The organism is Chromobacterium sp. IRSSSOUMB001, assembly GCF_023507765.1.
GTDB lineage: Bacteria > Pseudomonadota > Gammaproteobacteria > Burkholderiales > Chromobacteriaceae > Chromobacterium > Chromobacterium haemolyticum.
The window spans coordinates 154,202-163,128 of sequence record NZ_JALCYU010000014.1; the positions used below are offsets into that span (position 1 = coordinate 154,202).

At 63.4% G+C, this 8,927-nt stretch carries 6 protein-coding genes; 5 read left to right on the top strand and 1 reads right to left on the bottom strand.

Going from position 1 to position 8,927, the window contains the following annotated elements:
* Positions 1-140 precede the first annotated feature (140 nt).
* Positions 141-3,617, bottom strand: a complete 3,477-nt coding sequence (locus MOV80_RS18395) for an indolepyruvate ferredoxin oxidoreductase family protein (RefSeq protein WP_249605359.1) — start codon at positions 3,615-3,617, stop codon at positions 141-143.
* 589 nt (positions 3,618-4,206) lie between these two features.
* On the opposite strand from MOV80_RS18395, the gene rarD reads away from it, so the two are divergent.
* The 5 genes from rarD to MOV80_RS18420 all read left to right on the top strand — a co-directional run bounded on the left by rarD (position 4,207) and on the right by MOV80_RS18420 (position 8,796).
* Entirely contained in the window at positions 4,207-5,121 is a 915-nt protein-coding gene (gene rarD, locus MOV80_RS18400) for an EamA family transporter RarD (protein WP_249605360.1), read from the top strand.
* 301 nt (positions 5,122-5,422) lie between these two features.
* Positions 5,423-5,698: a hypothetical protein gene (locus MOV80_RS18405; protein WP_019100417.1), complete on the top strand. Its 276-nt coding sequence runs from the start codon at positions 5,423-5,425 to the stop codon at positions 5,696-5,698.
* A gap of 223 nt (positions 5,699-5,921) precedes the next feature.
* Positions 5,922-6,113, top strand: coding sequence for a hypothetical protein (locus MOV80_RS18410; protein ID WP_019100418.1), 192 nt, complete (start codon positions 5,922-5,924; stop codon positions 6,111-6,113).
* Positions 6,107-6,667, top strand: coding sequence for a GNAT family N-acetyltransferase (locus tag MOV80_RS18415; protein WP_052051843.1), 561 nt, complete (start codon positions 6,107-6,109; stop codon positions 6,665-6,667). The genes MOV80_RS18410 and MOV80_RS18415 overlap by 7 nt, the downstream gene beginning before the upstream one ends.
* 254 nt (positions 6,668-6,921) lie before the next feature.
* On the top strand, positions 6,922-8,796 hold the full coding sequence (locus tag MOV80_RS18420) for a M3 family metallopeptidase (protein ID WP_118268498.1): 1,875 nt from the start codon (positions 6,922-6,924) through the stop codon (positions 8,794-8,796).
* Positions 8,797-8,927: the final 131 nt, after the last annotated feature.

Consider the following 8,927-nt stretch of genomic DNA (forward strand, 5'->3'; position numbering starts at 1 on the left):
AATGCCTTTGGCATTTTCAATTGGAGAAAGGGGCGGCTGGCAGAAAGGACAGGCGAAAAAAGAGGGCGTCGACATGGTCGACGCCCGCAAGCTGTAGGAACACTCGGGTACTACGTTTACAGCAACTTCATTGCTTTGACTTAGGCGACCTGGCGGTTCTTGCCGCCCGGCTTCAACTCGCTCAGCAGCTGCGTTTGTTTGCTCTTGGCCTGCTGGTAGTTGCGCTCCTTGATGTGGCCGAAGCCGCGCACGCCTTCCCAGGTTTTCACCAGCTCCACCACGCGCGGCAGCGCGTCCAGCGTCAGTCCGCTCAGCAAGTCTTCCACCTGCCGCTCAAACTCGCCGATCAGCCGACGCTCCAGCTTGCGGTCGGCCTGCCGGGCGAACGGGTCCAGCAGGGTGCCGCGCAGGAAGCGCAGTTTGGCCAGCCACTTCATGCCGGTCAGCAGCCAGGGGCCGAAGGCCACTTTGCGCGGCTGCCCGCCGGTGATCCAGCCGGCGCCGATGTGGAAGCGTAGCTGGTAATCGCCGTCAAACTGCTGCGCCAGCTCGCGCTGGAAGCCGCCGTCTGTGTAGAGCCGGGCCACTTCGTACTCGTCCTTGTACGCCAGCACATGGTAGTAATTTTTGGCCACCGCCAGCGTCAGCGCGCTGCTTGCCGGGTTCAACGCTTCCTCGGTCTGACGCACCCGCGCCACCAGCGCCTTGTAGCGTTCGGCCAGCGCCGCGTTCTGATAGGCGGTCAGCGCGGTGGCGCGATGGTGCAGCACGGCGTCAGGGGTTTCACGTGGAACGAAGGCTACCACCGCCGACGGGCTGACCAGCGCTTCGATGCGCGCCGGATCGTGGGCGGCGTGACGGCCCCAGCTGAAGGCGTCCTGGTTGAACTTGACCGCGGCGCCGTTCAGACGCACCGCTTCCATGATTGCTTCCAGCGTCACCGGCACCAAGCCCTTTTGCCAAGCGTAGCCAAGCATGAACATATTGCTGGCGATGGCGTCGCCCAGTAGGGAGGTGGCCAGCCGGGTGGCGTTGACCTCGCTGTAGCGGCCGGCGCCGACAGATTCGACGATGGCGTCCTTCATCGCCTTGCTGGGGAAGCGCACATCCGGGTTCTTCAGGAAAGCGCTGGTTGGCGATTCGTAGTTGTTGACGATGGCGTGGCTGAAGCCGTCGCGCATTTTGGCCAGCGCCTCCTCGGCGGCGGTCACCACCAGGTCGCAGCCCAGCACCAGGTTGGCGTCGCCGGCGGCGATGCGCACGGCGTGCAGCTTGTCCTGGCTGTCGGCGATGCGCACATGCGACCACACCGAGCCGCCTTTTTGCGCCAGGCCGGCCATGTCCAGCACGGTGACGCCTTTGCGGTCCAGATAGGCCGCCATGCCCAGCACCTGGCCTATGGTGACCACGCCGGTGCCGCCCACGCCGGTGACCATGATGCTGAACGGTTCGTGGAGTGGCGGGATCGTCGGTTCCGGCAGTGTGGGCATCGCGCTCAGGCTGGCGCTGCTGCCGGCGGATTTCTTCAGTTGGCCGCCTTCCACGGTGACGAAGCTGGGACAGAAGCCTTCTACGCAGGAGTAGTCCTTATTGCAGCTGGACTGATCGATCTTGCGTTTGCGGCCCAGCGGGGTTTCCACCGGCAGCACCGACAGACAGCCGGATTTCTGGCCGCAGTCGCCGCAGCCTTCGCATACCTGCTGGTTGATGAAGGCGCGCTTGGCAGGGTCGGGGAAATCGCCGCGTTTGCGGCGGCGACGCTTCTCGGCGGCGCAGGTCTGATCGTGGATCAGGATGCTGGTGCCCTCGACTTCGCGCAGTTCTTTTTGCAGCCGGTCCAGCTCGCGGAGGTGGAATACTTCCACGCCGGCCGCCAAGCCCTGGACGTTCTGGTATTTGTCCGGGTCGTCGCTGGTGATCACGATGCGCTTGATGCCTTCCGCCGCCAGTTGGCGGGTGATCATGGGCACGTCCAGATAACCGTCCACATGCTGGCCGCCGGTCATCGCCACCGCGTCGTTGTACAGAATCTTGTAAGTGATGTTGACCTTGGCGGCCACGGCGGCGCGTATGGCCAGCAGACCGGAGTGGAAGTAGGTGCCGTCGCCCAGGTTGGTGAAGATGTGCTTGGTGTGAGTGAACGGCGCCTGGCCCACCCAAGTGATGCCTTCGCCGCCCATCTGGGTGAAGGTCTTGGTGCTGTCGGCCTGAATCCAGTGCGCCATGTAGTGGCAGCCGATGCCGGCGACGGCGCGGCTGCCTTCCGGCACCTTGGTGCTGGTGTTGTGCGGACAGCCGGAGCAGTAGTGCGGCACGCGGGCGATGGATTCGCGCGGTTTGACCAACTGGGCTTCCTTGTCGTCGTAGAACTTCAGCCGGTCGTGGATGATGGGGCTGTCGAAGATCAAGGCCAGCCGGCCGGCGATGGCGCGCGCTATCATCGCCGGGGTCAGTTCGCCGGCGGCCGGCAGCAGCCAGTCGCCGTGGGGCAGCGCCCATTCGCCTTTTTCGGCGAATTTGCCCACCACGCGCGGCCGCACGTCGTCACGCCAGTTGTACAGCTGCTCTTTCAGCTGGTATTCGATGATCTGGCGTTTTTCCTCCACCACCAGGATTTCTTCCAGCCCTTCGGCGAACTGGCGCACGCCTTCCGGCTCCAGCGGCCACACCATGCCCACCTTGAAGATGCGCAGGCCGATGTCGGCGGCCAGCGTCTCGTCTATGCCCAGATCGTCCAGCGCCTGCATCACGTCGAGATAACTCTTGCCACAGGTGATGATGCCCAGCCGCGGCTTGGGAGAGTCCAGAGTGATGTGGTTCAGCTTGTTTTCGCGGGCATAGGCCAGCGCCGCGTACAGACGGTGGTGCAGCACGCGTTTTTCCTGCGCCAGCGGCGCGTCCGGCCAGCGGATGTTGAGGCCGTCCTCGGGCAAGGGGAAGTCTTGCGGAATCTTGAACTGCAACCGTTCCGGCGAGATGTCGACGATGGCCGAGCTTTCAATCGTGTCGGATATCGCCTTGATGGACACCCAGCAGCCGGAATAGCGGCTCATCGCCCAGCCGTGCAGGCCGTAATCTATGATTTCCTGCACCCCGGACGGGCTCAGCACCGGAATCATGCTGGCGGCCAGGATGTGATCGGACTGGTGCGGGAAGGTGGAGGATTTGGCGGCGTGGTCGTCGCCGGCCACCAGCAGCACGCCGCCGTGGCGGCTGGTGCCGGCAGCGTTGCCGTGCTTGAGCACATCGCCGGAGCGGTCCACGCCCGGGCCCTTGCCGTACCACAGCGCGTAGACGCCGTCGTATTTGGCGCCATCGAACATATTCACTTGCTGAGTACCCCAGACCGCGGTGGCGGCCAGGTCCTCGTTAAGGCCGGGATGGAACACGACATTGTGTTCCTGCAGGTATTTGCCGGCCTTCTGCATGGTTTGGTCTACGTTGCCCAGCGGCGAGCCGCGGTAGCCGGTGACGTAGCCGGCGGTATTCAGCCCGGCGGCGCGGTCCAGCTGTTGTTGCAGCATGGGCAGGCGCACCAGCGCCTGAATCCCGGTCATCAGCACCTGGCCGGTGGGGGCCGTGTATTTTTCTTCCAGGTCTGCGTGGCGGATCGACATGATTTCTCCTCCTGTCATTCTCGGGCGCGTCCCGCGGGCGCCAGCGCCGCGCTGTGGACGTCCCATCGCTTGTGGCGATGGGCCGGCCTGCGCCTTGTGGGCGCGTGCGGCCGGCCTTCTCCTTAAGTTTTAGACCCGCTGGCCCGACGCCACCGCCCCTAAGAACATATTTACGATCGTAAACAGCTTCTACCCTGGGCGGCGGCTCGGTGTGTCTGCGCCCGCCGCATGGTTGCGGTCTGTGCGGCGCCGACGGCTTCTCCTTTGTTGTCAGCGGTTGAGCTCCATCTCCAGCCGGTGTTGTTTTTGATCGCCGGCTGCTTGGCATGTCGGCGCGGTCCCTGGTCCGGGGCTGGATTCTAGAGTCTTTTCTCTATTTGATCGGACTATAAGTTACGTTTACGTCAACGTCAAAGAGATTGACTGATGTGGACGTCGACTGCGGCGATTGTGCCAGCGCAGCATGCTTGCCATCTGGAAAGTCATTGTTTTGAATAATGAACAATCTGTTGATTGAATAGCGGTTTTTCCGCTGTGGCAATTTGGTTAAGCTGTCATCCTGACCCCCTCCCTTGCTGTGTGAAATTCCATGAGTTCAAATTCTTCTACTTCCGAAAGCGGCCGCGGCGTCGCTTTCACCGTTGCCGCCTTCATCTGTTGGGGTCTGTTTCCGCTGTACTGGAAGCCGCTGCACGAAGTCCCGGCTTTGCAAATTCTGTGCCACCGCATTGTTTGGTCGGCGGTGTTCGTCGCTGCGGTGCTGACCGTGCGCAATCATTGGGGCTGGCTGCCGGCGGCGGTGCGCGAACCCCGCAAGCTGGGCATTTTCGGCCTGTCTTCCTTGTTGCTGTCGTTGAACTGGCTGATCTACATCTGGGCGGTGAACGCCGGCCACGTGGTGGAGGGCAGCCTGGGCTACTTCATCAACCCGTTGTTCAACGTGCTGCTGGGCAGGCTCTTTCTGTCCGAGCGTCTGAGCGGTTTGCAGAACGCCGCCTTGCTGCTGGCGGCGGGCGGCGTGGCCTGGATCACCTACAGCGCCGGCGCCTTGCCGTGGATCGCGCTGTCGTTGGCGGCCACCTTCGGCCTGTACGGTCTATTGCGTAAGAAAGCGCCGCTGGCTTCGCTGGAGGGGCTGGCGTTGGAAACCTTCCTGATGACGCCGCTGGCGGCAGGAGCCTTGGTCTGGTTCGAATGGCAGGGACAGGGGACTTTCGGTCATGGTTCCGCCATGCAGACCAGCTTGCTGATCGGCGCAGGCGTGGTGACCGCGGTGCCTTTGTTGCTGTTCGCCGCCGGCGCGCGCCGGCTCAAGCTGGCTACGGTGGGAGTGATTCAGTACATCGGCCCCAGCATCCAATTGGCGTTGGGCGTGTTGTTGTTCGGTGAAGCGTTCGATAGCGGTCGTGCCATCGGCTTCGGCCTGATCTGGGCGGCATTGCTGTTGTACTCCATCGCCGGATTACTGCAAATGTGGCAGGGGCGGCGCGCCGCAGCGGCCTGAGTTTTCCCCCGCCAGAGCAGCCCGCGTTTCGCAAGAAACGCGGGCTGTTTTCATTAGGAGAGTTTGCTATAAACCACTCAATGGGCCGTCGCCGGGCACTTCCGGTTCCGGCCCATTGCCGAGCCGAATCCGGCCCGTGTCCGCAGTTCCATAGCACCGAGCGCGGCCGCACCGCGCCGCCCATGCATCGTTATGATGCCGTTGCCGCCCTGATTGCCCCAAAAACAAGCATTCGCACCGAGCTGCCTTCGTGCTGCCGGCGGCGGAGTGACATGGTCAATATTTTGCAAGGAGGCGCGTCATGGCGCTCTATCTGGTTAGCGTGGTTTTCTTTGGTTCGGACCTTTTGATCCGCTTGGCCCTGCGCGCGCGTTCCCGCGCCTGGGTGGGCGCGGCCTTGGCGGCGGGTTTGTTGCTGGCTTGCATGCTGTATCCGATGCTGAGCGATTGGGCCTTGCCCTATATGCCGGACGAGCACGGCATGCAGATTTACGCGGCGCTGGTGGGCCTGCAACTGGGGCTGACCGACGCGGCCATTTCCACGAGCCTTGCCCGTTATCTGGGCTGGTGGCGCTGAGCGACTAGGCTGGACGGCCGCGTCGGAGGGCGTGGCCGCTGCTGTTTTTTTGTAATGCCATTAGAATGTTTCACGCAGATTATGCTTGACGTCATGCCGGCCCGGTAGCAGACTGCGCAGCGTCGCCAGGCCCCACAAGCTTGACGGCGCATGCCGGACGTCTTTCCGCTCCCCGCGGGCCAGCCGTCCATGATCTTTATCGTTCTTTACAGGTTACGCCATCATGGCATTGTTCTTTATTCCCCTGTCGCGTCACTTGCTGCGCGACATCCTCGGCGACGACCACGCGGCGTCGGCCGATAAGGCATGGCAAGAAAGCCAGGCTCAGCACCAAGATCAACAAAGGCAATACCAGCGCCAGGAACTGGAACAGCGCATTCACCGGCTGCGGCTGGAGAAGGGCGGCTTATGTTGAGCCCCTTGCTCTACAGTCGGCGCCTGATGCTGCGCGATTTCCGCCCGGATGATCACTCGGCCTACACGATGGCGCGCAGCGGCCGCGAGTTCGCTCGTCATTACCCGCCTGAAGAAGTGACGCCGGCGCGCAGCGGGCAATTGTTGCTGCGCTTTTTGGAACAGCAGCGCGACTCCCCCCGCCGTGGCTGGCAGCTGGCCATTGTGCGCGGCGAAGACAAGGCGCTGCTGGGCTCGGTGGGCTTGCGCGGGCTGGAGCGCGGCGGCGAAGCCGGCTTCGGCATCGAGCTGGCGGAATCGGCCTGGGGCCAGGGCTACGCGCTGGAAGCGGCGCGGATGATGCTGGACTTCGGCTACCGCCAGCTGGGCTGGCACCGGATCTGGGCCGATTGCGCGCCGGGCAACATCGCCATGTTGCAATTGGCGCGACGGCTGGGTTTCGTGGTTCAGCCGCTGGGCGCGGAGCCGCGGCTGAGCCTGCTGTTGTCCGCGGTGCCGCCTCCGTTCCCCGGCCCTCGGCGCGAAGTGCTGCAATGGGCCGCCGCCAGTTGTTAGAGCCAGTTCACGATCTCGCGAGCTAAGGCGAGACAAGGCGTTGCGGCTGAGAAAATAGAGTACATGAGCATTTCGAAGGGGCTTTCAACGCCGTCTCGCCGACGCTCAGCGGACATTGAACAGGTTCTTAGCGATGGGAGCGGCTCGCACTTGACCCGTGTGGAACGCGCGCGCACACTCAATGCAAATTTCATAAACAGACTGTCCAGGCCTGCCAAAAGCGGCTGATGGACAGCGCAAAGGAGAGTAGCAAGATGACAGCGATTGCCGAACTGCGCGCGGAGTTCGACCAGCTCAACCGCGATTACCTGGTGGTGCATAAAACCAAGGAAGACCTGTTCTGGGACACCTATATGGCGGTGTCCGACGATCACGACGGTTTCGCCCGCGCCGAAGCCGACTACAAGGCCTTTATCTCCAGCCCGGAACGGCTGGCGGCGGTGCGCGCGGCGTTGGAGCGTTTGCAGGCGCAGCCGGCCGGCGCGGAGCGCGACGACTTGCTGCACGGCTATCAGGGTTGGTTGGCCCTGTTTGAAAGCAACATCATAGACAGCGCGGCGGCGCAGGAGCAGATGCGCCGGCTGATCGAGATGGAGGCCGAGTTGTTCGCCAAGCGCCGCGACCTCGCGCTCAGCCACATCAACGAGCGCGGCGAGCGCGAAGAGGCGACGCTCACCACGCTGGCCATCAATATGGCCACCAACCCGGATCTCGCCGCGCGTAAAAGCTCGCACGACGCCTTGCTCGACCTGGAGCGCTGGGTGCTGGACAACGGCTTTCTCGACATCGTCAAACAGCGCAATGCGCTGGCGCGCAGCCTGGGCAGCGCCGATTATTTTGAGCACAAGGTGCGCAAGAACGAGCAGATGACGTCGGATGAATTGTTCGCCGTGCTCGACGATTTCGAAGCGCGCACCCGCGACGCCAATCAGCGGGCGCTGCGGCGCTTGGCCGACGACAAAGGCGCGGACGCGCTGCTGCCGTACAATTTGCGCTTCCATATGAGCGGCGACGTGACTCGGCAGATGGATCCCTATCTGCCGTTCTCCAAAGCGGTGGAACGCTGGGTGCTGAGTTTTCGCCGGCTGGGCGTGCAGTATCGGCAGGCCACCATGCAGCTGGACCTGGTGGAGCGCAAGGGCAAGTATCAGAACGGCTTCTGCCACGGGCCGGTGCCGAGCTTCTACGACGGCGGCCGCTGGGTGCCGGGCCGGATCAATTTCACCGCCGATGCCACGCCGGATCAGGTGGGCAGCGGCGCGCGGGCGATCAATACCTTGTTCCACGAAGGCGGTCACGCCGCTCATTTCGCCAATGTGATCCAGAACGCGCCGTGCTTCTCCCAGGAGTTCGCGCCCACTTCGATGGCGTACGCCGAAACTCAGAGCATGTTCTGCGACAGCCTGCTGAACGACGCCGATTGGCTGAAGCGCTACGCCCGCAACGCCGCGGGCGAGGCGATGCCGGACGCGCTGATCCGCGCGCGCATCGAGGCGACCCAGCCTTTCTTCGCTTTCTCCGAGCGGTCCATCGCCGTGGTCGCTTACTTCGAGCGCGAGCTGTACCGGCTGCCGGAAGCGGAACTGACGCCGGAGACGGTGTTGGCGCTGGCGCGCCGCTGCGAGCGCGAGATCCTGGGCGTCGAATGCGGCCCGCGGCCGCTGTTGGCGATTCCGCATTTGTTGAACCAGGAGTCGGCGGCGTCTTATCACGGCTATTTGCTGGCGCATATGGCGGTGTATCAGACCCGAGCCTACTTCCTGCGCGAATACGGCTACCTGACCGACAACCCGGCGATCGGCCCGCTGCTGGCCGAACATTACTGGGCCCCGGGCAACAGCCTGGATCACGACGCCACTTTGCTGAGCCTGACCGGCGAGCATTTCAACGCTCGATACCTGGCGGAGGCCTGCGACCTCAGCGTGGACGAGGCCTGGCGTGAAGCGAAGCGGCTGATCGCCGCCGCCGTGGAACGGAACTACGCGCGGGATTACCCGGAGCGGCTGGACGCGACGATACGGCTGGTGCACGGCGCCGAACTGATCGCCGACAACGCCGCGGGGGAGGCGGAAATGTGCCGCCGTTTCGAAGCCTGGGTGAGGGAGCGTTATCCGGCCGCCGCGCACTAAGAGCGGCTAACAAAACTCCTGATGCTGCGTTGCGCCGACTTGCCGTACCCAAGTACTGCCTGCGTCGGCGCGCCTTGCCTCAGACGTGAAACTGACTTTTGTTAGCCGCTCTAAGAACCTGTTCAAAGTCT